Source organism: Paraburkholderia rhynchosiae (assembly GCF_002879865.1).
GTDB lineage: Bacteria > Pseudomonadota > Gammaproteobacteria > Burkholderiales > Burkholderiaceae > Paraburkholderia > Paraburkholderia rhynchosiae.
Map to the genome: position 1 here is coordinate 57,547 of NZ_PNXY01000005.1, position 26,859 is coordinate 84,405.

Annotated in this window: 24 protein-coding genes; 14 read left to right on the top strand and 10 right to left on the bottom strand. The window is 63.1% G+C overall.

What is annotated here, in order from left to right; all coding sequences use genetic code 11:
• The first annotated feature begins 124 nt into the window (after positions 1 to 124).
• The 4 genes from C0Z16_RS08625 (at position 125) to C0Z16_RS08640 (ending at position 6,050) form a co-directional block, all read left to right on the top strand.
• The gene (locus tag C0Z16_RS08625) at positions 125 to 3,127 is read left to right on the top strand and encodes a ribonucleoside-diphosphate reductase subunit alpha (RefSeq protein WP_102631755.1); all 3,003 of its coding nucleotides are present in this window, start codon (positions 125 to 127) and stop codon (positions 3,125 to 3,127) included.
• A gap of 603 nt (positions 3,128 to 3,730) precedes the next feature.
• A complete protein-coding gene (locus C0Z16_RS08630) occupies positions 3,731 to 4,963 on the top strand; it encodes a ribonucleotide-diphosphate reductase subunit beta (protein WP_102631756.1) in 1,233 nt (410 codons plus the stop codon).
• Between the two features lie 85 nt (positions 4,964 to 5,048).
• Entirely contained in the window at positions 5,049 to 5,375 is a 327-nt protein-coding gene (locus C0Z16_RS08635; RefSeq protein ID WP_102631757.1) for a hypothetical protein, read from the top strand.
• A gap of 30 nt (positions 5,376 to 5,405) precedes the next feature.
• Positions 5,406 to 6,050 (top strand): histone H1-like DNA-binding protein, encoded by a 645-nt coding sequence (locus C0Z16_RS08640; protein WP_013589658.1) that lies wholly within the window; start codon positions 5,406 to 5,408, stop codon positions 6,048 to 6,050.
• A gap of 282 nt (positions 6,051 to 6,332) precedes the next feature.
• Here C0Z16_RS08640 and C0Z16_RS08645 read toward each other — a convergent pair whose 3' ends face one another.
• The 10 genes from C0Z16_RS08645 to C0Z16_RS08690 form a co-directional block, all read right to left on the bottom strand.
• Positions 6,333 to 6,809: an outer membrane lipoprotein gene (locus C0Z16_RS08645; RefSeq protein ID WP_102631758.1), complete on the bottom strand. Its 477-nt coding sequence runs from the start codon at positions 6,807 to 6,809 to the stop codon at positions 6,333 to 6,335.
• Positions 6,810 to 6,833: 24 nt separating this feature from the next.
• On the bottom strand, positions 6,834 to 7,772 hold the full coding sequence (locus tag C0Z16_RS08650; RefSeq protein WP_102631987.1) for a carbohydrate kinase family protein: 939 nt from the start codon (positions 7,770 to 7,772) through the stop codon (positions 6,834 to 6,836).
• Between the two features lie 97 nt (positions 7,773 to 7,869).
• Positions 7,870 to 8,370 (bottom strand): thiol peroxidase, encoded by a 501-nt coding sequence (tpx, locus tag C0Z16_RS08655; RefSeq protein ID WP_102631759.1) that lies wholly within the window; start codon positions 8,368 to 8,370, stop codon positions 7,870 to 7,872.
• 73 nt (positions 8,371 to 8,443) lie between these two features.
• Positions 8,444 to 9,715, bottom strand: a complete 1,272-nt coding sequence (locus C0Z16_RS08660) for a DUF3426 domain-containing protein (protein ID WP_102631988.1) — start codon at positions 9,713 to 9,715, stop codon at positions 8,444 to 8,446.
• A gap of 47 nt (positions 9,716 to 9,762) precedes the next feature.
• Complete coding sequence (gene prmA / locus C0Z16_RS08665; RefSeq protein ID WP_102631760.1) at positions 9,763 to 10,665, bottom strand: 50S ribosomal protein L11 methyltransferase; 903 nt, start codon at positions 10,663 to 10,665, stop codon at positions 9,763 to 9,765.
• 3 nt (positions 10,666 to 10,668) lie between these two features.
• Complete coding sequence (gene accC / locus C0Z16_RS08670) at positions 10,669 to 12,036, bottom strand: acetyl-CoA carboxylase biotin carboxylase subunit (protein ID WP_102631761.1); 1,368 nt, start codon at positions 12,034 to 12,036, stop codon at positions 10,669 to 10,671.
• A 131-nt stretch (positions 12,037 to 12,167) separates the two neighbouring features.
• On the bottom strand, positions 12,168 to 12,641 hold the full coding sequence (gene accB, locus C0Z16_RS08675) for an acetyl-CoA carboxylase biotin carboxyl carrier protein (RefSeq protein WP_102631762.1): 474 nt from the start codon (positions 12,639 to 12,641) through the stop codon (positions 12,168 to 12,170).
• 71 nt (positions 12,642 to 12,712) lie between these two features.
• Positions 12,713 to 13,168 (bottom strand): type II 3-dehydroquinate dehydratase, encoded by a 456-nt coding sequence (aroQ, locus tag C0Z16_RS08680; RefSeq protein ID WP_102631763.1) that lies wholly within the window; start codon positions 13,166 to 13,168, stop codon positions 12,713 to 12,715.
• Between the two features lie 194 nt (positions 13,169 to 13,362).
• Positions 13,363 to 13,938, bottom strand: a complete 576-nt coding sequence (locus tag C0Z16_RS08685; protein WP_102631764.1) for a TlpA family protein disulfide reductase — start codon at positions 13,936 to 13,938, stop codon at positions 13,363 to 13,365.
• 9 nt (positions 13,939 to 13,947) lie between these two features.
• Positions 13,948 to 14,601, bottom strand: a complete 654-nt coding sequence (locus C0Z16_RS08690; protein WP_102631765.1) for a UDP-N-acetylmuramate--alanine ligase — start codon at positions 14,599 to 14,601, stop codon at positions 13,948 to 13,950.
• Positions 14,602 to 14,876: 275 nt separating this feature from the next.
• Between C0Z16_RS08690 and mpl the strand changes: the two genes are divergently transcribed.
• The 10 genes from mpl to C0Z16_RS08740 all read left to right on the top strand — a co-directional run bounded on the left by mpl (position 14,877) and on the right by C0Z16_RS08740 (position 26,715).
• Entirely contained in the window at positions 14,877 to 16,271 is a 1,395-nt protein-coding gene (mpl, locus tag C0Z16_RS08695) for a UDP-N-acetylmuramate:L-alanyl-gamma-D-glutamyl-meso-diaminopimelate ligase (protein WP_102631766.1), read from the top strand.
• The gene (locus C0Z16_RS08700; RefSeq protein ID WP_102631767.1) at positions 16,268 to 16,870 is read left to right on the top strand and encodes a YqiA/YcfP family alpha/beta fold hydrolase; all 603 of its coding nucleotides are present in this window, start codon (positions 16,268 to 16,270) and stop codon (positions 16,868 to 16,870) included. Before mpl ends, C0Z16_RS08700 begins: the two co-directional genes overlap by 4 nt.
• A 165-nt stretch (positions 16,871 to 17,035) precedes the next feature.
• A complete protein-coding gene (locus tag C0Z16_RS08705; RefSeq protein WP_102631768.1) occupies positions 17,036 to 19,198 on the top strand; it encodes a ribonuclease catalytic domain-containing protein in 2,163 nt (720 codons plus the stop codon).
• A complete protein-coding gene (aroE, locus tag C0Z16_RS08710; protein WP_102631769.1) occupies positions 19,195 to 20,058 on the top strand; it encodes a shikimate dehydrogenase in 864 nt (287 codons plus the stop codon). Before C0Z16_RS08705 ends, aroE begins: the two co-directional genes overlap by 4 nt.
• 84 nt (positions 20,059 to 20,142) lie before the next feature.
• Entirely contained in the window at positions 20,143 to 20,865 is a 723-nt protein-coding gene (gene mtgA / locus C0Z16_RS08715; protein ID WP_102631770.1) for a monofunctional biosynthetic peptidoglycan transglycosylase, read from the top strand.
• Between the two features lie 1,159 nt (positions 20,866 to 22,024).
• Positions 22,025 to 23,002 (top strand): IclR family transcriptional regulator, encoded by a 978-nt coding sequence (locus C0Z16_RS08720; RefSeq protein ID WP_102631771.1) that lies wholly within the window; start codon positions 22,025 to 22,027, stop codon positions 23,000 to 23,002.
• Entirely contained in the window at positions 22,999 to 24,069 is a 1,071-nt protein-coding gene (locus C0Z16_RS08725) for a 2-dehydro-3-deoxygalactonokinase (protein ID WP_102631772.1), read from the top strand. The genes C0Z16_RS08720 and C0Z16_RS08725 overlap by 4 nt, the downstream gene beginning before the upstream one ends.
• 36 nt (positions 24,070 to 24,105) lie before the next feature.
• A complete protein-coding gene (locus tag C0Z16_RS08730) occupies positions 24,106 to 24,786 on the top strand; it encodes a 2-dehydro-3-deoxy-6-phosphogalactonate aldolase (protein ID WP_102631773.1) in 681 nt (226 codons plus the stop codon).
• Complete coding sequence (locus C0Z16_RS08735; RefSeq protein ID WP_102631774.1) at positions 24,783 to 25,559, top strand: SDR family oxidoreductase; 777 nt, start codon at positions 24,783 to 24,785, stop codon at positions 25,557 to 25,559. The genes C0Z16_RS08730 and C0Z16_RS08735 overlap by 4 nt, the downstream gene beginning before the upstream one ends.
• A 157-nt stretch (positions 25,560 to 25,716) precedes the next feature.
• Complete coding sequence (locus tag C0Z16_RS08740) at positions 25,717 to 26,715, top strand: arabinose ABC transporter substrate-binding protein (protein WP_102631775.1); 999 nt, start codon at positions 25,717 to 25,719, stop codon at positions 26,713 to 26,715.
• Positions 26,716 to 26,859: the final 144 nt, after the last annotated feature.

The window sequence follows — 26,859 nt, forward strand, 5'->3', positions numbered from 1 at the left end:
ACATCCCGCCAGCCGGCGCGGCCGGTCTTTTTCCTGTACCCCCTCGTTTGCGCACGCGGCGGCGCAGCGTTCGTTTTAATCCGCGGCATTCGCCGCAACATTTCCAGGACCAGGAGCTTTGCACATGCAAACCACCGACAATGCGACGACCCGGTATGAGGGATCACCGACTGGCCAGGCCTTCGGCGAGGCACAAGGCGCTCAGGCGCTCGCGCCGCAAGCGACCTACGCCGACTACAAGGTGATCCGTCGCAATGGCAGTGTGGTGTCGTTCGAACCGTCCAAGATCGCCATCGCCGTCACCAAGGCATTTCTGGCCGTCAACGGTGGTCAAGGCGCGGCGTCGGCGCGTGTGCGCGAACTGGTCGAGCAACTGACGCAGAACGTGGTGCGCGCGCTCCTGCGCAGCCGTCCGAACGGCGGCACGTTCCATATCGAAGACATTCAGGATCAGGTCGAACTCGCGCTGATGCGCGGCGGCGAGCACAACGTCGCTCGTGCCTATGTGCTGTATCGCGAGAAGCGCACCCAGGCGCGCGCTCATGACGATCACGCGGCCGGCAGCACGTCGGGCCTGACCGTCACCGACAACGGCGTGACGCGTCCGCTCGATCTCGCTGCGTTGCGCGGCATCATCGAGTCGGCTTGCTCGAATCTGGGCGATGCGGTGACCGCCGAGCCGATCGTCGCGGAAACGGTGAAGAACCTGTACGACGGCGTGCCGATGAGCCAGGTCTACGACTCGGCTATTCTGGCTGCGCGTACCATGATCGAAAAAGATCCGGCCTACAGCCAGGCCACCGCTCGCATCCTGCTGCACACCATCCGCCGCGAGATTCTGGAAGAAGAAGTCACGCAAGCCGAAATGGGCGAGCGTTACGCCGAGTACTTCCCGCAGTTCATCAAGCGCGGCGTGCAAGCCGAGTTGCTCGACGAGAAACTGCTGCAGTTCGATCTGAAGCGCCTGGGCGCAGCGCTCGACAATAACCGCGACCTGCAGTTCGGCTACCTCGGTCTACAAACGCTGTATGACCGTTACTTCCTGCATCACGACGGCGTGCGTATCGAAATGCCCCAGGCATTCTTTATGCGTGTCGCCATGGGCCTGTCGCTGAACGAGATCGACCGCGAAGCGCGCGCGATCGAGTTTTACAACGTGCTGTCGAGCTTCGACTTCATGTCGTCCACGCCCACGCTGTTCAACTCGGGCACGCGCCGCTCACAACTGTCGTCGTGCTATCTGACCACGGTCGACGACGACCTCGACGGCATCTACGAAGCGCTGAAGGAAAACGCGCTGCTCTCGAAGTTTGCCGGCGGTCTCGGCAACGACTGGACGCGCGTGCGTGCGCTCGGCTCGCACATCAAAGGCACCAATGGCAAGTCGCAAGGCGTCGTGCCGTTTTTGAAGGTCGTCAACGACACGGCAGTCGCCGTGAACCAGGGCGGCAAGCGCAAGGGCGCGGTGTGCGCGTACCTGGAAACGTGGCACCTGGACATCGAGGAATTCCTCGAGCTGCGCAAGAACACCGGCGACGACCGTCGTCGTACGCACGACATGAACACGGCGAACTGGATTCCCGACCTGTTCATGAAGCGCGTGATGGAAGGCGGCGACTGGACGCTGTTCTCGCCGTCCACCTGCCCGGACCTGCACGACAAGTTCGGCGCGGAGTTCGAAGCGGCTTACACGGCTTACGAAGACAAGGTCGCGCGCGGCGAGATCAAGCTGTTCAAGAAGCTGCCGGCAGCACAACTGTGGCGCAAGATGCTCGGCATGCTGTTCGAAACCGGCCACCCGTGGATCACGTTCAAGGATCCGTGCAATGTGCGCTCGCCGCAACAGCACGTCGGCGTCGTCCACTCGTCGAACCTGTGCACGGAAATCACGCTGAACACGAGCGACACCGAAATCGCAGTCTGTAATCTCGGCTCGGTGAACCTCGTCGCGCATCTGAAGGAACAGGCCGACGGCACGCTCGCGCTCGACCATGAGAAACTCAAGCGCACGGTCAGCGTCGCGATGCGCATGCTCGACAACGTGATCGACATCAACTATTACGCAGTCGCCAAGGCGCGTAACTCGAACCTGAAGCATCGTCCGGTCGGCATGGGCATCATGGGCTTCCAGGACTGTCTGCATCTGCTGCGCACGCCGTACGCATCGGACGAAGCGGTGAAGTTCGCCGATACGTCGATGGAAGCGGTCTGCTACTACGCTTACTACGCGTCGACCGAGCTGGCGCAAGAGCGCGGCCGTTACTCGAGCTACCGCGGCTCGCTGTGGGATCGCGGCATTCTCCCGCAAGACTCGGTCAAGTTGCTGGCCGATGCGCGCGGCGGCTACGTCGAAGTCGATTCGAGCGAGTCGATGGACTGGACGGAACTGCGTGAGCGCATCGCCACCTACGGCATGCGCAACTCGAACTGCATCGCGATCGCGCCGACGGCGACGATCTCGAACATCATCGGCGTGTCGGCTTGCATCGAGCCGACGTTCCAGAACCTGTATGTGAAGTCGAATCTGTCGGGCGAATTCACGGTGGTCAACGACTACCTGGTGCGCGACCTGAAGGCACGCGGTCTGTGGGACGAAGTGATGGTTGCCGACCTGAAGTATTTCGACGGCACGCTCTCGCGCATCGACCGCATCCCGGCCGACCTGCGCGCGATCTACGCGACCGCGTTTGAACTCGATCCGGTGTGGCTGGTGGAGGCGGCCTCGCGTCGTCAGAAGTGGATCGACCAGGCGCAGTCGCTGAACATCTACATGGGCGGCGCATCGGGTAAGAAGCTCGACGAGATTTACAAGCTTGCATGGGTGCGCGGCCTGAAGACCACGTACTACCTCCGCACGATGGCGGCAACGCACGTCGAGAAGTCGACGGTCGCTCACGGCGCGCTCAACGCAGTGAGCTCGGGCGGCGGTGAAGGCATGGGTGGTGTCGGCGGCGGCGCGGCAGGCGGCTTCGGCATGAGCGGCGGAGCAATCGGTGGTGCTGGCGGCATCCAGGCAGCAGCCGCGGCGCCGGCGGTCGCAGTCGAAGCAGCGCCCGAAGCGGATGGTCCGGTATGCATGATGCGTCCGGGCGACCCTGGCTTCGACGAATGCGAGGCTTGCCAGTAAGCGTCAATCAGCAAGCGGGTTCGTTGCTTGCTGACGGGTTCTAGGTAATGACCCGCATGCAGCGATCAACGAACCTGATGAAGATGAAGCAGATGTAAATCGACGAGCGGCGCGGCAAGCAGTTTCGAAGAAGTCAGCGAGGCCCGCACTGCTCATCACAAGCAGCGCAGCAACAAGTCAGCATCTGAAGAAGCGCGCGAGACGACATGAAGCGACACACCGCGCGCGCTTCGCAAACGCTTCGAGCGATGAGGCGAGCAACGCCGCCGGCCACATGCATCGCTCGACATTGCATTGAACTTCATCTCACCAGCGCGGACGAAACCGGCAACGCGCAGAGCAGTGCAAGACACAGCAAACGCACTCCGCAATACAGATAGATGGAGCAGCGAAACGACGCTTCAACACGTTGCTCTTCAAGCTCGCGAAGCACCTCGATGACACACGTTCAACAAGCTTCACATGAGGTGATGCACACAGTCTGTTGAACAAAGTGTTGTATGAAGGTAGCAACGCGAATCGAAAACAGGATTTTTCGTGAGCGGACTCTTTTATCGCTCGTGAAAAGATGGTACAAACCGTTCTAAATTGATGGTGACATTTATGCTCAACTGGGATGACGAGATCACTGCCGTAACTCCCTCGAGCGCTACGCAACAGAACGTGTTGCGCAACGCTGCGGGACCGGCTGTCGGTTCGCAAGTCGGAACGCGTTCCGCTCCTCATGCTCCCTCGGCTCAAGACATCTTCGCGAACGACATCGCTGTCGCTCCCGCTGCTACCGTTGCTCACGCTGCTGAAACGGCTGCCGTTTCCGAAGCGCGAGTGAATGTCGCCGACAAGCGCATCATCAACGGCCAGACCGACGTCAATCAGTTGGTGCCGTTCAAGTACAAGTGGGCCTGGGAAAAGTATCTGGCTGGTTGCGCCAACCACTGGATGCCGCAAGAAGTGAACATGTCGCGCGACATCGCCCTCTGGAAAGACCCGAATGGGCTGACCGAAGACGAGCGCCGCATCGTCAAGCGCAACCTGGGCTTCTTCGTGACGGCCGATTCCCTCGCCGCCAACAATATCGTGCTGGGCACCTACCGCCACATCACGGCGCCCGAATGCCGCCAGTTCCTGCTGCGCCAGGCGTTCGAAGAGGCGATCCACACGCACGCCTACCAGTACATCGTCGAATCGCTGGGCCTCGACGAAGGCGAAATCTTCAACGCGTATCACGAGGTCTCCTCGATCCGCGCGAAAGACGAATTCCTCATTCCGTACATCCACGTGCTGACCGATCCGGCCTTCAAGACCGGCACGCTCGAAGCAGACCAGACGCTGCTGCGCTCGCTGATCGTGTTCGCCTGTGTGATGGAAGGCCTGTTCTTCTACGTCGGCTTTACGCAAATCCTGGCGCTCGGGCGCCAGAACAAGATGACCGGCGCCGCGGAACAGTACCAGTACATCCTGCGCGACGAGTCGATGCACTGCAATTTCGGCATCGACCTGATCAACCAGATCAAACTCGAAAACCCGCAACTGTGGACGGCTGAGTTCCGCGCCGAAATCCGCGAGATTTTTCAGCAAGCGGTCGAACTTGAATATCGTTACGCAGAAGACACGATGCCGCGCGGGGTGCTCGGCCTCAATGCGTCGATGTTCAAGAGCTATCTGCGCTTCATCTGCAACCGCCGTTGCCAGCAGATCGGTCTCGATCCGCTGTACCCGAACGAGGAAAACCCGTTCCCGTGGATGAGCGAGATGATCGACCTGAAGAAGGAGCGCAACTTCTTCGAGACACGTGTGATCGAATATCAGACTGGCGGCGCGCTGACCTGGGAGTAATCCGGTTCGTGTCGTAGATGCATTCATTGATGGGGATGCCGTCGGCCTCGGCTGCGGCAATTATGTTTAGGAGCTGAACCGCCTGATGCAAAGCGTGCCCAGTGCGCCGCGTGCCTTCGCGGCCCACAAACATGACAGGCACTTTGCGAACCCTTCAGTGGGATGGGCAAACTTCCCCCCGGAAAAAGTCGCCGGCGTTAGCGCCGGTGGCTCGATCAAGCAATTACCGGCGTTGAAACCCAACGCCGATGAGATCTGGCGCGCGGTGCCTTCAGGCACGGCGCACCTTACCGCATTCATTAGCGTAAGCGCGCGGCACCTGCGTACGCCGATGAATAGCCCGCTTCGTAGCGCGCGCCCTGAGAAGCGTCCGCGGGAAGCGGGTTTTGACGAAGGGTGTAGTTTGAACTGACTCTCATCTGAAAACCTGAAGGAGAAAATGATGGCAACTGCAAAGAAAGCCGCCGCTAAGAAGCCTGCAGCAAAGAAGGTCGCAGCAAAGAAGGCAGCTCCGGCGAAGAAGGCAGCACCGGCAAAGAAAGTAGCAGCGAAGAAGGCAGCGCCGGCCAAGAAGGTCGCAGCGAAGAAAGCAGCACCGGCTAAGAAGGTAGCAGCGAAGAAAGCTGCACCGGCTAAGAAGGCTGCAGCGAAGAAAGCCGCACCGGCAAAGAAAGTAGCAGCGAAGAAGGCAGCACCGGCCAAGAAGGCTGCAGCGAAGAAGGCTGCACCGGCCAAGAAGGCGACTGCGAAGAAGGCTGCACCGGCTAAGAAGGCCGCAGCCAAGAAGGCCGCGCCTGCGAAGAAGGCTGCTGCGAAGAAAGCTGCGCCCGCCAAGAAGGCCGCTGCCAAGAAAGCTGCGCCTGCGAAAAAGGCTGCCGCTAAAAAGGCTGCGCCTGCCAAGAAGGCTGCTCCTGCGAAGAAGGCCGCTGCTCCTGCGAAGAAGGCTGCCCCTGCGAAGAAGGCTGTCGCCAAGAAGGCTGCGCCTGCACCCGCTGCGACTTCTGTTTCTAGCGCACCGGCGGCGACGGTGAAGACTGCGCTGAACCCGGCAGCGGCATGGCCGTTCCCGACGGGCAGCCGTCCGTAATTGGGCCAGTGAGCGGTAGAAGCACTTCGACACATCGCTCGATGTGCCCAATGATCGAGTAGCGCTTAACGTCGTCTCGCGAGCGCTACTCGGTCAGGGTCCCGTTGCCGGGTTTCCGGCGACGGGATTTTTTTCGTCGATGCAAAAGTGGAGCGCCTATCGGCGGGCGCAACCACGTACAGCCACAGCCATCTGCAGGCGAAAAAAAACGCATGCACAGGGGAGGGCATGCGTGTGAGGTCGATGCGGCCGTGCTAAGCCTGGCCGCTCGAGAGGGGAAAGCTAGTGTGTGACGCGCGTGACGCCGCCGCTGGAGAGAAGCCGAACGCGGTCGCCGGCGCGGAAAATCTCGCCGGTTGAGCTTTGCGTGATCGCGCGGATGTCGCCGTTGTCGAGCCGCACGGTGACCTCGAGACCGTCACGTACCGCCACGCCGTTCTCTACCGAGTTGCCCGCCACCGCACCCGCCAGACCGCCGATGATGCCCGTGACGATCGAGCCGCGGCCGCCGCCGATCGCGCTGCCGGCCACCGCACCGAGAGCGCCGCCGCCGATCGCGCCGAGGCCGCTCGGCTGGCCGTTGTTCGAACTGATCTTGACTGCGCGCACACTGTCGACCGTGCCCATCCGGACCGTTTCTTCGCGCTGTGCCTGCGACGCCGTATAAACGTCGGCAGAGCTGCTGTTATATGCACACCCCGACATGGCCAGCGAACCGGCGATCAAGGCGGCCACTATCAGGCGACTCGCTGTTCTCATTCCCTAACTCCAGTAGCTCCGGTGTTACGGCAGGTCATATCCGAACGCCTGCTTGAACCGTTCGTTGATCTGCGCCCGGGTGGGCGCATAATTTTGCGGGCCTTGGTGTTCGATCTTCAGTGCGCCCATCAGGCTCGCGAGACGGCCGGTGGTCGCCCAGCCGAGCTTGTTCTCGATGCCGTACAGCAAGCCGCCGCGAAACGCGTCGCCGCATCCCGTTGGGTCGAGCACTTGCTGTGCCTTGACGGCCGGGATCTGTTCGATACCGCCCGCGTGATGAATCTGCGCACCGTGCTCGCCGAGCGTGACGATTAGTGCTTCGACCTTGCTGGCGATTTCCTCGATCGACCAACCCGTCTTGTTGCTCACGAGTTTGGCTTCGTAATCGTTGACAGCTACGTAAGTCGCAAGTTCAATCATGCGCCGCAGTGCAGCACCGTCGAAGAGCGGCAAGCCTTGACCTGGATCGAAGATGAACGGCACACCCGCTGCCGCCAGGTGCTCCGAATGCTGAACCATGCCGTCGTAGCCGTCGGGTGCAACGATGCCTAGCGTGATGTCTTTCGCCTCGTCCGCGCGGTTCAGATGCGACTGCATCATCGCGCCCGGATGGAACGCGGTGATCTGATTGTTTTCGAGGTCGGTGGTGATCATGGCCTGCGCCGAGTAGGTGCCCGGCACCACCAGCACATTCTCTGTCGAGAGCCCGAGCTGCTCAAATCGGTCAATATAGAGCTGCGCGTCGACTGCTCCCAGCGCGCCCATGATGCGCGCGTCGCCGCCGAGCAGATTCAGCGAGTACGCGATGTTGCCCGCGCAGCCGCCGAACTCGCGGCGCATCGTCGGCACGAGAAAACTCACGTTCAGGATGTGGACCTGCTCCGGCAGGATGTGCTCCCGGAACCGGCCTTCGAAGGTCATGATGTTGTCGTAGGCGAGCGAGCCGCAAATCAGCGTAGCCAAGGCGAGCGTTCCTGTAAAAAACGATGAAGAAATTGGGCGCGACGATGTGACGACGCCGCGCATACAGCGCGGCGCCTGGTGTTCGTACGCTAAGGTTTTACTTCAACGCGGCGAGCGCAGCGTCGTAGTTCGGTTCGTTCTTGATTTCACCAACCAGTTCCGAATGAACCACTTTGTCGTTCTCGTCGATCACGACAACGGCGCGCGCCGTCAGACCCGCCAGCGGGCCGCTCGTCACGTCGACGCCATACGCTTGCGCGAACTCATGGCCGCGGAAGGTGGAGGCCGTCACGACGTTCTCGATGCCTTCTGTCGTGCAGAAGCGCGAGGCGGCGAACGGCAGGTCGCCCGACACGACGATAACGGCCGTGTTGGTCAGCTTCGCAGCCGCTTCGTTGAACTTGCGGGTAGACGTCGCGCAGGTCGGCGTGTCGAGGCTCGGGACGATGTTCAGCACCTTGCGCTTGCCGGCGAAATCGGCGAGCGACAACGGCTTCAGATCCTTGCCGACCAGCGAGAAAGCGGGAGCGGCCTGACCCACCGACGGAAAGGCGCCGGCTACTTCGATCGGGTTACCACCCAGCGTGACTTGACTCATGTTGTTGTGCTCCGAAAGTTCGTCAGTGATGACGGTGAACGTGCCCGGTTCATGCCGGGCGCGCAGGGATGCGTTACGGATAAAAAATCTGTACGCGGAAATTGGAGGCGACCGCATTTCCCGTATCGAGGTGCACGATCATGGTTTGCGTCATGTGCGGCGGCAAGCCGGCGGCGATCGACGTGCCGGGCGGGACATAGTCCTGCGGGAACAGCACGCGGCGCAGTGCCACATTGTTCTGATCATCGAGCAGCGTGAGCTCGATGGCCGGATAGGCGAGCGCGACGTTGAAGCGGTTGCGCAGCGGCATCCGCAATTCGAGCTTGTGCGGTCCGTCGATCTGCCGCAGGTCCGAAGGTTCGACCTGCAAGCCGTCGATGTCGTGCGGCGCGGTGATCTTGCAGCCAAGTTGCGCGCACACCTTCGCGTAGAGCGTCTGGGTGCGCGGCAGGTACACAAGCACGGTTTCGCGCTGCCACCAGGCGAGCTGAGCAAGCAGGGCGATGACGAGCAGTACCGCCGCCACAGACCCGCCGATGATCCACGCGAGGCGCCGCGGTTCGGCGGGGCGCGTTTCGCGCACCACTGGGAATGGATCGATGTCGTCGTTGACCGGCTGTACCGAGAATGGCTCGCCGCTCGGCGTGGCCGCAGCGCGAGCCCCGCCGGGCTGCTCATCCGCCGGATACGGCTGCGGGTGTGGGTGCGTTGCGCCGAGGCCGGCCGCGCCTACGCCGGTCGTTCCGAAATGCGGTTCGTTGTCGGAAAATCCGTGGAAGGACGCCGACTCGTTCAGCACGGGTTCGTCGGCCGGAGATTCCGAAGGGCGCTCGGTCTTATGCCAGACTCGCGGCGCTTCTTCGATGGGCGGCTCGGCTTCGTAGGCGAAGGGTTCGAGCGGCGCGTCCGCAAGTACGGGTTCGTGATCGGGCGGAGCCGCAGCGCTTGGGCCGTCGGCAGGCAGCTCGGGCTCCGTCGCCGCGTGGCCTGGTGCGGCGGGACTGCCCGCGCCAGCGTAACGCGGCTCCGCTGAGACGTTGTCTGCGTTATGGCGGAAGCGCTCCTCGAAGAGCGGCGTGGGCCGAGGCGCCCAGGGATCCCACGCGGCGGGGCTAAAATCGGCGCCGCTTGGGCGCACGCCCGAGAGTGCCTCGATTGCCGCGGCTGCGGACACCTGCCGCGCGGTGGAGAAGTCGCCGCCCTCGCTCACATCGAACAGGCTGCTGGATGCGTCGAACACTTCCTGGCATTGTCCGCAGCGCACGAGACCACGGCGCAGCGCTAGCTGAGCCGGTTGAAGGCGGAAGACGGTTTCGCAGAAGGGGCAGCGCGTCGCCAGAAGCATATTGAGCCGGTTGGCCGAAGGCCGTTGGTTGGACAATACGCCTTATTCTAATGGCTTTCTCGGCGTGTTCCCGCTAGACATACCCATCCTTCGTGTTCGCGCCATACGCCGATGTCGATCCATCGCGAGTAGACCTGCGCGACCTCGTCGGCCTGGCGCGCCAGAATGCCGGACAGTGCGATCCGGCCGCCCGGCTTCACTTTCGACGAAAGCATCGAGGCCATCAGCTTAAGCGGATTGGACAGGATATTGGCGACCACGATTTCGAATTCGCCGGTAGGACATTCGTCGGGCAAACCGTAGATGACGTCGGCGCGGTTTCGTTCGCTGTTATGACGCGCCGACTCGACCGCCTGCGGATCGATGTCGATGCCGTACACCGGATCGGCGCCGCACTTTTTCGCAAGGATCGCGAGGATGCCGGAGCCGCAACCGTAATCGAGCACGGACTGCCCGGGCTTGACCGCTTGCTCCAGCCATTCCATGCACAAACGCGTGGTCGGATGACTGCCCGTGCCGAACGCGAGGCCCGGATCGAGTTCGAGAACCAGTGCTTGCGGGTCCGGCGCGTCGTGCCACGAAGGCACGACCCAGATACGTTCGCCAATTGGAATCGGATCGAATTGCGACTGCGTGAGCCGCACCCAATCCTGGTCTTCGACGTCACGCATCGTGAACGACGGCGTGCTCGCGAGACCGACTTCGTTCGCTGCGGCGGCGAGCAGCACCGCCGGTTCCTGTTCCGGCGCAAGCAGCGCGATCACGCGCGAACGCCGCCACGCCGAGCGATCGGGTGTGAGACCGGGCTCGCCGAACAGCGGCTGTTCGTCGGGCGTGTCGGCGTCCGCGTCTTCGACCGATACGGACAGCGCACCCAACTCGAGCAGCGCGTCGGAAAATTCCTCCGCGTGCTCGCGTGCCAATTCGGCGACCAGTTCCCGGTAACTCATGACTTACGCTTCTTCCGGCGCGGCCTGCAGCTTCGCGGCCAACCGGTTTTCGAGGTAGTGAATGCTCGTGCCGCCTTCGACGAACTTTGCGTCCAGCATCAGCTCGCGATGCAGCGGGATGTTCGTCTGAATGCCTTCGACGACCATTTCCGACAGCGCAATGCGCATCCGCTTGATCGCCTGTTCGCGGGTGGTGCCGTAGGCGATCAGCTTGCCGATCATCGAATCATAGTTCGGCGGCACAAAATAGCCATTGTAGGCGTGCGAATCGACGCGGATGCCGGGGCCGCCCGGCATGTGCCACGACGTCAGGCGCCCTGGCGACGGAATGAACTTGAACGGATCTTCGGCGTTGATCCGGCATTCGATCGCATGGCCCTTGAAGACGATGTCGCGCTGACGGTAGGCGAGCTTTTCGCCGGCAGCAATGCGGATCTGTTCCTGCACGATGTCGATGCCCGTGATCAGTTCGGTCACGGGGTGCTCGACCTGCACGCGCGTGTTCATTTCGATGAAGTAGAACTCGCCGTTTTCGTACAGGAACTCGAACGTACCCGCGCCAAGATAGCCCATCTTCTTGCAGGCGTCCGCGCAACGGTCGCCGATCCGGTCAATCAGACGGCGCGCGATGCCCGGCGCCGGCGCTTCTTCGATCACTTTCTGGTGACGGCGCTGCATCGAGCAATCGCGCTCGCCGAGCCAGACCGCGTTCTTGAACGAATCGGACAACACCTGAATTTCGATGTGCCGCGGGTTCTCCAGGAATTTCTCCATGTAGACCTGCGGATTGCCGAACGCACGGCCGGCTTCTTCACGCGTCATGTTGACCGCGTTGACGAGCGCGGCTTCCGTGTGGACGACGCGCATGCCGCGGCCACCGCCGCCGCCCGCGGCCTTGATGATGACCGGATAGCCGACCTGACGCGCAATTTTCACGATCTCTTTCGGATCTTCCGGCAGCGCGCCTTCAGAACCCGGCACGCAGGGCACGCCGGTCTTGATCATGGTCTGCTTGGCCGTGACCTTGTCGCCCATCATCCGGATCGTTTCCGGGCGCGGGCCGATGAAGGTGAAGCCCGACTGCTCGACACGCTCGGCGAAGTCGGCGTTTTCCGACAGGAAGCCGTAGCCGGGGTGGATCGCTTCGGCGTCCGTGACTTCCGCCGCGCTGATCAGCGCGGGCATGTTCAGGTAGCTCAGATTCGAAGGCGCCGGGCCGATGCAAACCGCCTCGTCGGCGAGCTTGACGTATTTGGCTTCCTTGTCGGCTTCCGAGTAGACGACGACCGTCTTGACGCCGAGTTCGCGGCACGCGCGCTGGATGCGGAGCGCGATCTCGCCACGATTGGCAATGAGGATTTTTTCAAACATAGCGGATTTTTTCGACTCATCAGTGGGCGCCGGGTTGCTTACAACGCCGGCTGCCTCAGAAGATCGGGCGCGCGCCGTGTGCAACGGGCGCGCGGGCGGCATGCGCACGACAAAGCGCAGTGCGCGCCGCGTTAGCCGACCAGGAACAGCGGCTGGCCGTATTCGACAGCCTGGCCGTTTTCGACGAGGATTTCCTTCACGACGCCGGACTTGTCCGACTCGATTTCGTTGAGCAGCTTCATTGCTTCGATGATGCAGATCGTCTGGCCTTCCTTGACCGTGTCGCCGACCTGGACGAACGGATCAGCGCCCGGCGACGGCGCGCGATAGAACGTGCCGACCATCGGCGAGGTCACCACGTGGCCTTGCGGCGCGGCTGCGGCTGGCGTGGCCGGAGCGCCTGCAGCCGCGGCGGAAGATGCGTCGCCACCTACGGCCGGAACCGGCTGCGGGTACTGCGGCGCATACGAAGCGGGCTGTTGAACGTAAACCGGCGGCGCATTCTTGACGATGCGGACCTTGCCCTCGCCCTCGGTCACTTCGAGTTCCGAGATACCGGACTCGGAGACGAGGTCGATCAGAGTTTTCAGTTTACGTAGATCCATCAGGAAGCCCCTTTCAATGCGAAAAAGTGCCGGCGCATGCGCGACCGGCGCGAATTAGACGTGTTTGGAATTCAGCCGCGCGACGAACCGGCGGTCAACCGGTCAAGCGCGAATTCGAGCGCGTACAGATAACCCTTCCAGCCAAGACCGCAAATCACGCCCTCAGCCTGGTCAGAGAAATACGAGTGATGCCGGAACGGTTCGCGGCGATGTACGTTCGACAGGTGAATCTCGACGAACGGAATGCCGACTCCGGCCAGTGCGTCCCGAATCGCCACGCTGGTATGCGTGTACGCGGCGGGATTGATCAGGATCAAATCGGTTTTTTCAGTCCGCGCGGATTGGATGCGATCTACCAGTGCGCCTTCGTGATTGCTCTGGAACGACGCGAGTTCGACGCCGGCGTCCGCTGCGCGGTCGGCCAGCGCCTGATCGATCTGCGGCAGGGTCACGCGCCCATAAACCTCGGGTTCCCGGGTGCCGAGAAGGTTGAGATTGGGCCCGTGCACTACCAGCAGTCGCGTCATGGTCGCTTCTTTTTCCGTGGAATTGGGCGCACTTTAGCGCTGATTAGAGAAACTTGTCTAGTTTCCTGCACGAAGGAAGCGTCGGCAGCGGTTTTTCGGCATTCGTTCAACGGTCGAATTTCTCCTAATTTCGGCCCATTTGCGCCCAATTTTCCGCCTTCCGAGACGAAACGACTGTCAAAAGTTTGTGAAATTTACAGCGAGTCGAGGGTCTGTTTTAACGCTTTTTGGTCGACTTGGCCTAATTTTGTCGAGCGAATATCGCCTTGCGCGTCGATTACTACGGTGAATGGGAGCCCGCCCGCCGTATTGCCGAACGCCCGCGCGAGGTCGGCGCCGCCGAACCCCGTCACATAGACCGGATAGGCAACCTTCACTTTTTGCAGGAAGTTGCGGACGTTTTTCTCGGAATCGACGCCCAGTCCGACGAACTGAATACCTTTCTTCGCGTAATCGCGCTGGAGCTGGGACAGCGCAGGCATTTCCTCAACGCAGGGTCCGCACCACGATGCCCAGAAGTTAACGACGATTGGGTGGCCTTTGAGCACGGATAGCGACTGCGTTCTGCCGTCGACGGTCGTAACGGGCGCCGCCCATAACTGAGCCACGGCGCTTTCCTTTGGCCCAGACTGCGCTGCCTGCACGACCCCGTTGGCGCCCTTGCCGAAGCTATCGCCGTGGCCGCCGTTCAGCCAATGGTTAGCCAACACGCCGGCTGCGGCCGCGATCACTGCGACAAGCGCGCCGGCCAGAATCCGTCTCGTGTTCATCTTGCATGTCTAGTTAGTTGAAGGCGCGACACCGTCGCCGTCGAGGAGCAACTGCACCGTGTGCAGATTCGCGCGCGCCGTGCGGCCGCGAGCATCGGCTTTGACGGCGCCGCGCAGGTCGTCCGCCTCGTACAGCGCAACGTGAACGCCTACCGGCTCCGAGTCGCGCCCTTCATTCGCCGGCCGCCACAGAAAGCTCAGCGTTTCGACGTAGCCGCGCCCCGCAAAGTGGCGCGTTTCCGAGACGTCGTACTGAATGTTGGCGTTCAGAAAGTAGATAGCGACTTCCTTAGGGTTGTCGCAGAACGCCTGAAGGTGAATATCGGAGTGTTCGCCCGCCGTGCCACCGAGCACGGCGCCCGTCAGGTAGGGATTGAACGGTGCCAGCCGCTCCATCCATTCGACGGCGATACGGCGCAGGCGCCGCAACAGCGCCGGCTGGCTGTCGCCCTGGAAGAGCGATTGATACTCGCGGATTTCTTCTTCTATCTGGTCGTTATCCGGTAGCCATTCGCCGGCAACACGGCTTTCGCCGACCACTTGCCGGGCCGCCTTGCGCTTGGCCGTGGCGTAGTCGAGACCGTCTTCGGCGATCAGGCGCGCAGCCGCAATGGCGATTTCCTCGCGTACGCGCTGCGGATCAAAATGTGATTTGCGGACCATCTGTCAATCATACTAGAGATTGATGACAGCCCTTTCTGGCGGCTAGGAGCGGCTGCCGGCCGGTGCTGGCGCGGGCGACTTCGCTTAAGAGTTACGGGGGCGTCGGTTACAATAGCGTCCTTTGTGGGCGGCCGTTTCGGTCGCTTAGCCACACTCTCGTCCCTCTCAGGAAAACGCCGGGCCGCCCAGGTTTTCTTGCCCCCTCGGGGGCCTTCGCGCGAAGCGACAGACGAGGGACTCTTCCAGGAAAAACGCCCGCGCGGCACGACAGGCTTATGCACATCCACATCCTCGGTATCTGCGGCACGTTCATGGGCGGTCTCGCGGTTCTCGCGCGCGGCGCGGGCCACACCGTGACGGGCTGCGACGCCGGCGTCTATCCGCCGATGAGCGCGCAACTCGAGGCGCAAGGCATTCGTCTGATCGAGGGTTATGACGAGGACCAGTTGAACGGTCTGAACGCCGACCTGTTCGTGATCGGCAATGTGGTGTCGCGGGGCAATCCGCTGATGGAGGCGATTCTCGACCGCGGTCTGCCGTATGTATCGGGTCCGCAATGGCTTGGCGAGCACGTGCTGAATGGCAAATGGGTGCTCGCAGTGGCCGGCACGCACGGCAAGACGACGACCAGCTCCATGCTGACGTGGCTGCTCGAAGACGCGGGGCTCAATCCCGGATTCCTGATCGGCGGCGTGCCGCTGAATTTCGGCGTATCGGCGCGTCTAACCGATTCCAGCTTCTTCGTGATCGAAGCCGACGAGTACGACACCGCCTTCTTCGACAAGCGCTCCAAGTTCGTCCACTACCGGCCGAAAACCGCCGTTCTCAACAACCTCGAATTTGATCACGCCGACATTTTCCCTGATCTGGCGGCGATCGAGACGCAGTTCCATCATTTGGTCCGCACGGTGCCGCGCATCGGCCGCGTGGTAACGAACGGTCGCGAAGACGCGCTCGAGCGCGTGCTGACGCGCGGCTGCTGGAGCGAAGTCGAGCGCTTCGGGGTGCAGGGCGGCTGGGAAACCCTCGCCGCGGAAGACGGCGTGCCGGTCGACGAACGTTTTGCCGTGTATCACAACGGCGAGCGCGTCGGCGTGGTCGAGTGGCCGGTGCAGGGCGAACACAACCGCATGAACGCGCTCGCCGCGATTGCCGCCGCGCGTCATGTCGGCGTGCCGCCGGCACAGGCCGCAAAGTCGCTGGCGAATTTTCGCAACGTGAAGCGGCGCATGGAAGTGCGCGGCAGCGTCGACGGCGTGACCGTGTACGACGACTTCGCTCATCACCCCACTGCGATCGACACCACCGTCGCCGGCCTGCGCGCGCGCGTCGGCCGGGACAACACGCGGATTCTCGCCGTGCTGGAGCCGCGCTCGAACACCATGAAGCTCGGCGTGATGAAGGCGCAACTGCCGGCGAGCCTCGCCGACGCCGATCTCGTGTTCGGCTACGGCGCGCCGAGCGGCCGCGACGCGCTCGGCTGGAATCTCGGCGAAGCGCTGGCGCCGCTCGGCGGCAAGGCGCAAGCCTTCGACAATCTCGACGCGCTCGTCAAAGCCGTAGTCCACGCAGCGCGCCCCGGCGACCAGATTCTGGTGATGAGCAACGGGGGCTTCGGCGGAGTGCATCAGAAGCTGCTCGACGCACTGTCAGCGCGAGGCGCTTCGTGATCCTTTATCTGCACGGTTTCCGTTCTTCGCCCAATTCGTTCAAGGCGCGTGTGCTGGCGGCGCGGCTTGTCGAGCTCGGCCGCGGCGACGAATGGTGCTGCCCGATGTTGCCAGTTTCGCCCTTCGAGACGGTCGAACTCGCGGAGTCGCTCGTGGCCGCGGCCGGCACGAACCGCGTGACGGTGATCGGCAGTTCGCTCGGCGGCTATTTCGCCACGTATCTCGCGGAGAAGCATGGCTGGCCGGCCGTGCTGCTGAACCCGGCCGTCGTGCCGCAGCGCGACCTGAGCGCGTATCTCGGCGAGCAGCCGTTGTGGCACGGCGGCGGCAGCATCGTCGTAGAGCCGCATCATCTGGATGAATTGCGCGCGCTCGGCGTGGCGTCGATCACGCGGCCCGAACGCTATTATTTGCTGGCTGCGACGGGCGACGAAGTGCTCGACTACCGCGAAATGCTTGCGCACTATCCGGGCGCGCGCACTACGCTGATCGAAGGAAGCGACCACGCGATCAGCGAGTTCGCCGACTACGTCGACGACGTGCTGGCGTTTTGCGACGCCGAAGACGTCGAGCCGCCGGCGCCACGCGAGGCGGCTTGAGCGGTACGTGGAGCGGACCCGGACCCGAGCCCGGCTGGCCGCGAAAATGCTGCCGATCATCAGATTCATGCCGCCGACGCGCACCTCGCGCGCGGCGGATCCATTATCACGAACACGTTGCCGTGCCGTGCACGCCGGCGGATGCAAGTCAGAAGAGAGTATTGAGTGAACGTTTTCTTCGAGGAATCGGGCAGTTTCAAGGCAGGCAGCGTGCTGTCGCGCCAGGGCGATGCGTTTCAGGTCGAGTTGCCGGGCGGCCGGCGCGCCAAGGTGCGCGCCAAAGACGTGCTGATCGAATTCGAAAAACCGGGCGCGGCCGAGCTGATGCAGCAGGCCGACACCGTCGCGCAGGAGATCGACCTGGACTTCCTGTGGGAATGCGCGCCCGACGACGAATTTCCGTTCGCCACGCTGGGCGCCGAATATTTCGGCGATGGCTTCGGGCCGATCGAACGCGCGGCGCTGGTGCTACGCATGCATGGCGCGCCGGTGTACTTCCGCCGCAAGGGCCGCGGCACGTATCAGCGCGCGCCGCAGGAACAGCTGAAGTTGGCGCTCGCCGGCCTCGAGCGTAAGCGTCAGCAGGCGCTGGTCCAGCAGGGCTACGAGGAAGAACTGAAGGCCGGCCGGTTGCCGGAAGCCTTCATCGGTAAGACGGCGCTCGCCTTGCTCACCAAGCCGGATAAGAACACGATCGAGTACAAGGCGCTGGAAGCCGCGGCCGCCGCGCGCGGCATTTCGCAAGCGCGCCTGATGCTCGAATGCCGCGCGATTCCGTCGGCACGGGCGCTGCACGAGGCCAAATTTCTCTCGGAGTTTTTCCCGCACGGCACGGGCTTTCCGCCGGTCACGCTCGGCGGCTTGCCGGAGGATTTGCCGGAAGCGGACGTGCAGGCGTTCTCGATCGACGACATCACGACCACCGAAATCGACGACACGTTTTCCGTCGAGCATCTTGCGGACGGCCGCGTGCGAATCGGCGTCCACATTGCCGCGCCCGCACTCGGCATTCAACGTGGCGACGAGGTGGATACGATCGCGCGCACGCGTTTGTCCACCGTCTACATGCCGGGCGACAAGATCACGATGCTGCCCGACAGCGTCGTCGATGCATTCACGCTTGCCGAAGGCGGCTTGCGTCCGGCGCTTTCGCTGTATGTAATCGTCAATCGCGAGACGCAGGAGATCGTCGCGAGCGAAACGCGCGCCGAGCGCGTGTTCGTCAAGACCAATCTGCGTCACAACACACTCGATGAACTCGTCACCGAAGAGGCGCTCGCCGCCGGCATAGGCGAGTATCCGCATAAGGAAGACATCGCCGTTTTGTGGCCGTTCGCGCAGGCGTTGTTCGAAAAGCGTCAGGCTGCGCGCGCCGGTTACGGTCTGCGTCGCGAAGTGCAGCGCAATACCGACTTCAATTTCTACGTGGATGGCGAACACATTACGATCACGCCGCGTCGGCGCGGTTCGCCGCTCGACACGATCGTCGCCGAACTGGCGATTCTCGCGAACTCGTCGTGGGGCGCGTTCCTGCACGACCACGGCGTGCCTGGCATCTATCGCACGCAGCGCGCGTTCGGCGCGCCGAGCGGCCCGAAGCGCACGCGCATGCAGACCAACGCCGCGCCGCACGAAGGGCTGGGCGTCACGCAATACGCGTGGAGCACGTCGCCGCTGCGCCGTTACGTTGACCTGGTGAACCAGTGGCAACTCCTCGCCTGCGTGCAGCATGGCGTGACCGCGAAACTGGCCGCGCCGTTCAAGCCGAAAGACGCCGATCTGTTCGCAGTCGTCCAAGGTTTCGACGATACCTACACCGCGTACGCCGATCATCAGCGCCGCATGGAGTATTTCTGGTGTCTGCGTTGGCTGAAACAGGAGAACCGCAAGCAGGTGGTGGCGTCCGTGGTAAAGGGCGATCTCGTGCGGCTTGAGGAGATTCCGTTGTTGCTCCATGTGCCGGGCCTCGGCGTGCATGCACGCGGCACGCGCTTGCAGATGGAAGTCATGTCGATCGATGAACTGACCGTCGAAGCGTCCGTGCGCCTTCTGCATGTGCTCGACGCGCCGACCGTCACGAGCGGCAGCGAAGCTGACGAGGCTGAAGAAGCCGACGAGGGCGAAGAGGGCGAAGAGGGCGAAGAGGAAATCGTCGAGGCGTCCGATGAAAGCGCCGGCAGCGAGGCCGAGGCGCAAGCCGAGCAGGATGTCGACGTTGAGGGCGACATTGAGGGCGGTGGCGGGGCGGACAGCGCCAATAACGGCGATGGCAGCGATGGCGCAAACGATGCCGCCGCCGAACGGCACATCACGGAACCGGGACGATGAACGCAAGCGAAGCGAAAGATCGTTACGCGGTGATCGGCAATCCGGTCGGCCATAGCAAATCGCCGTTCATTCATGGCCGCTTTGCCGCGCAGACCGGCGAGCCAGTCGAGTACGGCGCGTTGCTCGCGCCGATGGACGCTTTCGTGCCGCACGTGAGCGCTTTTATCGAAGCGGGCGGTCGCGGCCTGAACGTGACGGTGCCGTTCAAGCTCGACGCGCATGCATTCGCCGATAGCCTGTCGCCGCGCGCGGCCGCGGCGGGCGCGGTGAACACGCTGCGCGTCGATTCGAACGGCATCTACGGCGACAACACGGACGGCTTTGGACTAGTGCGCGACATCGAGGTGAATCTCGGCGTGTCGCTGAAGGGCGCGCGCATTCTGTTGCTCGGCGCGGGGGGCGCCGCGCGCGGCGTGGTGCTGCCGATGCTGGAACGCGCACCGCATACGTTGATCATCGTCAACCGGACGGCGGCGAAGGCCGAGGCGCTGGTCGAGCAGTTCGCGCAAGCCGCGACCGACGCCGCGTGCCGATTGAGCGGCGGCAATGCGCGGGCCATCGAGGCCGGCGCATTCGACGTGATCGTCAACGCGACCGCGGGTAGTCTGGAGGCGTCGTTGCCCGAATGCGACGACCGCGCGTTCGGCAGCGGCACGCTTGCATACGACATGATGTACGGCGCGCAGCCCACGGTGTTCATGGAGCACGCGCGAAAGCTCGGCGCGCGTGGCGCCGATGGTCTCGGCATGCTGGTTGAGCAGGCGGCGGAATCGTTTTACGTCTGGCGCGGCGTGCGGCCTGACGGCGCGCCCGTGCTGGCGGAGTTGCGAGCGCTGCTAGCGGCGCCGTCGCACGCTTGAAGCGTCCACTTCGTCAGACGACCGCAGCGATCTCACCGATCCACCGACTCCACCGACTCCACCGACTCCAGGACAGACAGCACGATGACAGCAACGCGGCGCGCGAGCCGGCCAGGTCCGGCGCGATGGATTGCTTACGTGATCGCCGTGCTCGTTTTCGCGTGGCTTGCGACGCAAGTGTTTTACTTCGCGCAGATCGCCGTGTGGAACTATGTCAATCCGCGTTCAACAGCTTTCATGCGATCGGACGCGTGGCGCTTGTCGCGGGACAGGCCGGATCTTTCGATGCAGCACACCTGGGTGCCGTACGACCAGATTTCGCGCAACTTGAAGCGCGCGATCATCGCTTCCGAAGACGCCAATTTCGTCAACAACAACGGCTACGAAACGGACGCGATCTTGCAGGCCTGGGAGCGCAATAAAGCGAAGGGCAAAATCGTCCGAGGCGGTTCGACGATCACGCAGCAACTCGCACGCAATCTGTTTTTATCGCGTGAGAAGAGTTACATCCGCAAGGGGCAGGAACTGATCATCACGTGGATGCTGGAGACCTTGATGGAGAAGGAACGCATCTTCGAGATTTATCTGAACTCCGTTGAGTGGGGAAATGGCGTTTATGGCGCCGAGGCGGCGGCGCGTTACTACTACAGGACGTCGGCGAGCAAGTTGACGGCAGGGCAGTCGGCCCGCCTGGCGGTGATGTTGCCGCAGCCGAAGTATTTCGATGAGCATCGTGGGTCGGTGTATCTGGCGCAGAGGTCTCGGGTGATTGCCCGGAGGATGGGGGCGGCGGAATTGCCCGAGTGATGGTTGTTTGCCTGCGGCGCTTCTTTGGTTTTCGTTGGCCTTCTTGGCCTTTTCTTGAATTCGCGGTGGTCTATTGGCGGTGCCCCTGTGCGGGGCGGCACTCACTTTCTTTGCGGCCGCAAAGAAAGTAAGCAAAGAAAGCGGCTCACACCGCCAGCTCATAAGCGGGTCCCCTGGCTTGGAGGGGTAGTGGCGCATCTGGAATCTGTGCTCTCGCGCATTCCGCGCTCGTGACAAGGCAGTCATGCTTCCGGCGACGCTTCGCGCGCCCCAGCCGTAGTTCCGGAAACCGCTAGTCCGTTTGTCCTCCCAGTGTTTCGTGATGCTCCCGCTCTTGTGTCCGATATGTGGGCGTATGCCGCGCTAGCGCGGCATACGGTGCGGTACTTCGTGAACCGTCAGCCCGTCTAACAGAACCGTACTCGCGGGACCGCCACCTCTGTTCGGCACAGAACGTTCTCGACCGCTTGCCATCTCTTCCGCCGACGTGGCCTAACCAGGCCGGGTCTTCCCGGTTCAGCGCATCGTCGAGCTACCGGCGCGATTGAGCGCATCCCACAGTGCCCGAAGTCACCCGATCAGCGCCTCGCATAGGCAGGGCCGATGGGCCCCCCCACGCCAAAGCGGGACCCTCGGTTGCAGGCAGACCATTCCGGCGAGCACGTAGTGCGAGGCGGGAAGCATGACTGCCTTGTCACGAGCGCGGGGTGTGCGAGGGCACGGATTCCAGATGCACCACTACCCCTCCAAGCCAGGGGACCCGCTTATGAGCTGGCGGTTTGAGCCGCTTTCTTTGCTTACTTTCTTTGCGGCCGCAAAGAAAGTGAGTGCCGCCCCGCACAGGGGCAACCCCAATAGACCACTGCGAATTCAAGAAAAGGCCAAAGCCCAAACCAACCCCAAAACCGCAAGCCCACGGCAACCAAAATCCCATTATCTGACCACCTAAATCACATATTGGAGCTTTCTCAAAAACCGCCCTACAATCCACTCCAACACGCAGAAACCAAAACTGCGAAAGCAAAAAACGGAGACAAAGCCAAACCATGCCGAACACGACCGCCAGGCAGCACCCCCGCGCCCGCAGCGTTGCGCGCACTCAAGGCCCGTTCTCCGGCCCCCGCGCTGCAAGCGCAAAAACCACCAAAAGCGAATCGCCATGAACAAAGCGATGCCCAACCACGCCGCGAGCGCGTCCGAAGCCGAACTGGCGCCGCGAGCCGATCACGCGTCCAGCGCCGCGCCGCGCTCGATGCCTTCCGCCGCCAACGCGCCGCGCGCCGCCGCTCAACCGGCCGTGGTCAACGAGATCGCGTTGCCGAGCACGCTGCTCGACATCACGCCTCAACAAGCCGGCACGCAGACGCTCTTGCGCGGTCTCGCGATTCTCGAAGCCGCCGCCGCCGGCGTGCGCGACTTACGCACGTTCGGCGCCGCGCTCGGCACGACGCGCAGCACCACCCATCGGCTGGTGAGCAGCCTCGTGCAGGCGCGCTATCTGCGCCAGGTGCAAGGAGGCTATCTGCTCGGCCCGAAGCTGATCGAACTGGGCACCATCGCGCTCGAACAGATGCCGCTCACCGCGGTCGCGCGTCAGCATCTGGAATCGCTCGCGGAACAGACGCTCGATACGATTCACCTCGGCGTGCGCGATGGCGACGACGTGCTGTACATCGACAAGATTCCCGGCACGCGCGGCCTCGAAATGCGCTCGCGCGTCGGCCATCGGATGCCGCTCGCGTCGACGGGTATCGGCAAGGCCATGATGCTCGACCTCACACCCGAGCTCTGGCAGTCGCTCTTCGAAGCCTCGCGGCGCGCGCTCGCCAGCGTCACGTTCAAGCCGGATAACCGTCCCGACGCGCAGACTTTCATGCAGCGCATGACGAATTACGCCGCCGGCGGCTACACGTTCGACCTTGAAGAAAACGAAGCGTCGATTCGCTGCGTCGCGGCACCCGTGCGCGATGCATCCGGCGCGATCGTCGCGGCGCTGTCGGTGGCGAGCACGATTCCGTATATGTCGCTCGAACGCATGGACGAACTCATCCCGGTCGTGCAGCGCGAAGCGCGCGCGATCTCCGAAGAACTCGGCTGGCGCGCCCCCCAACCCGCAACCCGCAGGATCAAGCGATGAAACAAGCGGGTTCTCCCACACCGTCGGCCGTGCATCTCGCAGCCGGCGCCGCTGAAACAAACGCCAACGCTGAAGCCAACCGTCACCCCGCGCTGATCGCGCTTGACTGGGGCACCACGTCGCTGCGCGCGTACCTGTATGACGTGTCCGGCAAAGTGCTGGCGACGCGCGCATCGACGGCCGGCATCATGAATCTGCCGCGCAGTGCCGAAAAAGGCGGCTTCGACGCCGCCTTCGAGGACGCCTGCGGCGCCTGGCTCGACGCCGCGCCCGGCACGCCGGTCATCGCCGCGGGCATGGTTGGCAGCGCACAAGGCTGGCTGGAGGCGCCGTATGTCGATGCACCCGCGAACGCGGACGCGCTCGTCGCCGGCATTGTCCGCGTGGAGGCGGCTTGCGGCGCGACGCTGCACATCGTGCCCGGCGTGCTGCAACGCGGAGAATTGCCCAACGTGATGCGCGGCGAAGAAACGCAGATTTTCGGCGCGCTGGGACAGGATGCCGGCGACGCGGACAGCGGCAAACGGGCGCTGATCGGCTTGCCCGGCACTCATGCGAAATGGGCGGTGGTGCAGGCGGGCCGCATAGAACGTTTTCATACGTTCATGACCGGCGAAGTGTTCGGCGCATTGCGCGAGCATACGATTCTCGGCCGCACGATGGTCACGCCCGACCTCCCGGATTCCGAAGCATTTCTGCACGGCGTGAACATCGCGCGCGACAAGGGACAGGCGGGCGTGCTCGCCACTGTTTTCAGTTCGCGCACGCTCGGTCTCACGGGGCAACTTTCGCGCGAGCAGCAACCGGACTATCTGTCAGGTTTGCTGATCGGGCATGAACTGGCCGGTCTCGAAGCCGTGCTCAAGCAACAGCAAAGTTCGCTCGCGGGTCAGAGCCTGCGGCTGATTGGCAATGAAGCGCTGTGCGAGCGCTATCGCGTCGCACTTACGCAATTCGGCTGCACCCAGGCCGAGCTCGTGAAGCACGCGACCGAGCGCGGCTTGTGGCGCGTCGCCTCGCAGGCGGGGCTCGTCAACCCGGCCGCGCACGCGGCGCATGCCGGCTAGCCGACTACGCCGCCATCCACGAAACAAGGAACCGACATGCAACCTCACATCAATCTGCCCGCTCCGTACATGCCGCACGCGGGTTTGATCGCGGCGTTCGAGGCATGTCCGCTGATCGCAATCATGCGCGGCGTGACGCCCGCCGATGCGGCGGAACATGGCCAGGCGCTGTACGAAGCCGGTTTTCGTATCGTCGAAGTACCGTTGAATTCACCCCAGCCGTTCGACAGCATCACCGCGATCCGCAAGGCGTTGCCGGCGGATGCGATCGTCGGTGCCGGTACCGTGCTGCATCCGAGTTTCGTCAAGGACGTGAAGTCGGCCGGCGGCGAACTCATCGTGATGCCGCATAGCGATCCCGAAGTGGTCAGCGCGGCGAAAGCGCAAGGCATGGCCTGCTCGCCCGGCGTCGCGACACCGACCGAAGCGTTCATCGCGCTCAAGAACGGCGCCGACGTGTTGAAGATGTTCCCCGCCGAACAGCTCGGTTGCCAGGTCGTGAAAGCATGGCGCGCGGTGATCGCGGCGCAGGTGCCGCTCGTGCCGGTCGGCGGCATCACGCCGGACAACATGGGGCCGTTCCTCAGCGCCGGCGCAAACGGCTTCGGCCTCGGCTCGGCGCTGTACAAGCCGGGTCAAAGCGCGGCAGTGACGGCCTCGCATGCAAAGGCGTTCGTCAACGGTTTGCGCGTTGCGCGCGCGGGTGCGAAGAAATGACACGGTTGGCGGGCAAAGTCGCATTGGTGACCGGCGCGGGGCGCGGCATCGGCGCGGCGATCGCGCTCGCGTTTGCGCGCGAGGGTGCGGCCGTCGCGCTTGCCGAGCTCGACATCGAAACGGCGCGGCAGACGGCCGGGCAGATCAGCTCGGAAACCGGCGCGCGCGTGCTGGCGGTGCATACCGACGTCACGCAATCGGCTTCGGTTCAGCAGGCGGTGAGCGAAGCGGAAAGTGTGCTCGGCCCGCTTGACGTGCTGGTGAACAACGCGGGCATCAACGTGTTTTGCGACCCGCTGACCATGACCGACGACGACTGGCGCCGCTGCTTCGCGGTGGATCTCGACGGTGTCTGGAACGGGTGCCGTGCGGTGCTGCCGGGCATGGTCGAACGCGGCGCGGGGAGCATCCTGAATATCGCGTCGACGCATGCGTTCAAGATCATTCCGGGCTGTTTTCCGTACCCCGTCGCGAAGCACGGCGTAATCGGCCTGACGCGCGCGCTCGGCATCGAATACGCGCCGCGCAATGTGCGCGTCAACGCAATTGCGCCGGGCTACATCGAAACGCAGCTGGCGCACGACTGGTGGAACGAACAGCCGGATCCCGTCGCGGCAAGGCAGGCGACGATCGATTTGCAGCCGATGAAACGCATCGGCCGCCCGGAAGAAGTGGCAATGACGGCGGTGTTCCTGGCATCGGATGAAGCGCCGTTCATCAACGCTACGTGTATCACCGTGGATGGCGGCCGCTCGGTGCTGTATCACGACTGAACAAAACGCAGCAAAGAACGCAGCAAGAGCGCAGTAGAAAGCATAGAAAAACGCAGCACCGTTTCACCGGACGACGCACTGGCCGCGTGTGTCACAACCGGTACAAGAAGACGCGGCCGATACCTTCTCGTTATCAATTAGTCAGGAGACACGCAACATGAAACGCAGAATTTTCCTCACGCTGGCAGCAGCGGCGGCGGGTGTTCTCTTCAACGCACCGGTCGCGCAAGCAGCCGATCCGGTCAAGATCGGCTTCCTCGTGAAGCAGCCGGAAGAACCGTGGTTCCAGGACGAATGGAAGTTCGCCGAAATGGCGGCCAAGGAAAAGGGCTTCACGCTGGTGAAAATCGGCGCGCCGTCGGGCGAAAAAGTGATGAGCGCAATCGACAACCTGTCGGCGCAAAAGGCGCAAGGCTTCGTGATCTGCACGCCTGACGTCAAGCTCGGACCGGGCATCGTCGCGAAGGCGAAGGCCGACGGCTTGAAGATGATGACCGTGGACGACCGTCTGGTCGACGGCGCGGGCAAGCCGATCGCGTCGGTGCCGCACATGGGCATCTCGGCGTACAACATCGGCAAGCAGGTCGGCGACGGCCTGGCAGCGGAAATCAAGAAGCGCGGCTGGGACATGAAGGACGTGGGCGCGATCGACGTGACCTACGAACAACTGCCGACCGCGCATGACCGCACGAGCGGCGCAACGGACGCGCTGCTCGCCGCCGGCTTCCCGAAAGCGAACATCATCGCCGCGCCGCAAGCGAAGACCGATACGGAAAACGCGTTCAACGCCGCCAACATCGCGCTCACGAAGAACCCGCAGTTCAAGCACTGGGTTGCCTACGCGTTGAACGACGAAGGCGTGCTCGGCGCGGTGCGCGCAGCAGAAGGCCGCGGCTTCAAGGCCGACAACATGATCGGCATCGGCATCGGCGGTTCGGATTCGGCGTTGAACGAGTTCAAGAAGCCGAACCCGACGGGCTTCTTCGGCACGGTCATCATCAGCCCGAAGCGCCACGGCGAGGAAACCTCGACGCTGATGTACGACTGGATCACGCAAGGCAAGGCGCCGCCGCCGCTCACGCTGACGACCGGCATGCTGGCCACGCGCGCGAACGTCGGCGAAGTGCGCGAGAAGATGGGCCTCGCCTCCAAGTAACGCGCGGTGCAATGAAGAATTGCCGGCGCGTCGCTTTCGATGTGCGCGCCGGCAACGGCAATAGAACATGAGCGTAGACATAGGCCACGCCTTGCAGGTGTCGAACTGCGACGCCAGGCAAGGCGCGGTTGAGATGAAACAGCG

Coding starts and splice junctions, on each gene's coding strand:
- C0Z16_RS08625 (WP_102631755.1), top strand. CDS start 125: ATGCAAACCACCGACAATGCGACGACCCGGTATGAGGGATCACCGACT.
- C0Z16_RS08630 (WP_102631756.1), top strand. CDS start 3,731: ATGCTCAACTGGGATGACGAGATCACTGCCGTAACTCCCTCGAGCGCT.
- C0Z16_RS08635 (WP_102631757.1), top strand. CDS start 5,049: ATGCAAAGCGTGCCCAGTGCGCCGCGTGCCTTCGCGGCCCACAAACAT.
- C0Z16_RS08640 (WP_013589658.1), top strand. CDS start 5,406: ATGGCAACTGCAAAGAAAGCCGCCGCTAAGAAGCCTGCAGCAAAGAAG.
- C0Z16_RS08645 (WP_102631758.1), bottom strand. CDS start 6,809: ATGAGAACAGCGAGTCGCCTGATAGTGGCCGCCTTGATCGCCGGTTCG.
- tpx (WP_102631759.1), bottom strand. CDS start 8,370: ATGAGTCAAGTCACGCTGGGTGGTAACCCGATCGAAGTAGCCGGCGCC.
- C0Z16_RS08660 (WP_102631988.1), bottom strand. CDS start 9,715: ATGCTTCTGGCGACGCGCTGCCCCTTCTGCGAAACCGTCTTCCGCCTT.
- prmA (WP_102631760.1), bottom strand. CDS start 10,665: ATGAGTTACCGGGAACTGGTCGCCGAATTGGCACGCGAGCACGCGGAG.
- accC (WP_102631761.1), bottom strand. CDS start 12,036: ATGTTTGAAAAAATCCTCATTGCCAATCGTGGCGAGATCGCGCTCCGC.
- accB (WP_102631762.1), bottom strand. CDS start 12,641: ATGGATCTACGTAAACTGAAAACTCTGATCGACCTCGTCTCCGAGTCC.
- aroQ (WP_102631763.1), bottom strand. CDS start 13,168: ATGACGCGACTGCTGGTAGTGCACGGGCCCAATCTCAACCTTCTCGGC.
- C0Z16_RS08685 (WP_102631764.1), bottom strand. CDS start 13,938: ATGAACACGAGACGGATTCTGGCCGGCGCGCTTGTCGCAGTGATCGCG.
- C0Z16_RS08690 (WP_102631765.1), bottom strand. CDS start 14,601: ATGGTCCGCAAATCACATTTTGATCCGCAGCGCGTACGCGAGGAAATC.
- mpl (WP_102631766.1), top strand. CDS start 14,877: ATGCACATCCACATCCTCGGTATCTGCGGCACGTTCATGGGCGGTCTC.
- aroE (WP_102631769.1), top strand. CDS start 19,195: ATGAACGCAAGCGAAGCGAAAGATCGTTACGCGGTGATCGGCAATCCG.
- mtgA (WP_102631770.1), top strand. CDS start 20,143: ATGACAGCAACGCGGCGCGCGAGCCGGCCAGGTCCGGCGCGATGGATT.
- C0Z16_RS08720 (WP_102631771.1), top strand. CDS start 22,025: ATGAACAAAGCGATGCCCAACCACGCCGCGAGCGCGTCCGAAGCCGAA.
- C0Z16_RS08725 (WP_102631772.1), top strand. CDS start 22,999: ATGAAACAAGCGGGTTCTCCCACACCGTCGGCCGTGCATCTCGCAGCC.
- C0Z16_RS08730 (WP_102631773.1), top strand. CDS start 24,106: ATGCAACCTCACATCAATCTGCCCGCTCCGTACATGCCGCACGCGGGT.
- C0Z16_RS08735 (WP_102631774.1), top strand. CDS start 24,783: ATGACACGGTTGGCGGGCAAAGTCGCATTGGTGACCGGCGCGGGGCGC.
- C0Z16_RS08740 (WP_102631775.1), top strand. CDS start 25,717: ATGAAACGCAGAATTTTCCTCACGCTGGCAGCAGCGGCGGCGGGTGTT.